A 291-nucleotide genomic window follows, 5' to 3' on the forward strand; every position below is an offset into this window, starting at 1 on the left:
GCGCATCGGCCAGCAGGTATTGCGACAGCGGGCAGGCAAAGCCCGCCCTGTCGGCCATCCCCACCAGCCGCAGCCGCGCGCCCAGCTCCAGCAGGAAATGCGCCATCCGCTCGCTCGCCGTGCGGCGACCCAGGTCAACCAGGTGCTCGACCACCATCGCCTCATCGCGTGAGGCAGCCCAGAGCACGGCGGTCGCCAGCCGGGGCGTTGCGGTGAACGCCGCCAGCAGGTCGCGCTGCTTGACCTCGGAGGCCTGCACCGGGGTGATCGGCTCGACATTGTGGTCCGAGG

The 291-nt window shown here is 71.1% G+C and carries 1 protein-coding gene; it reads right to left on the bottom strand.

Translation table 11 applies throughout. The features are described from left to right. The coding region (locus LHP98_RS19360) for a Crp/Fnr family transcriptional regulator (protein ID WP_413687733.1) at nucleotides 1-291 on the bottom strand (291 nt) is incomplete at both ends.

The sequence above is a fragment of the Rhodobacter sp. Har01 genome, from assembly GCF_020564565.1.
Classification (GTDB): Bacteria; Pseudomonadota; Alphaproteobacteria; order Rhodobacterales; family Rhodobacteraceae; genus Pseudogemmobacter.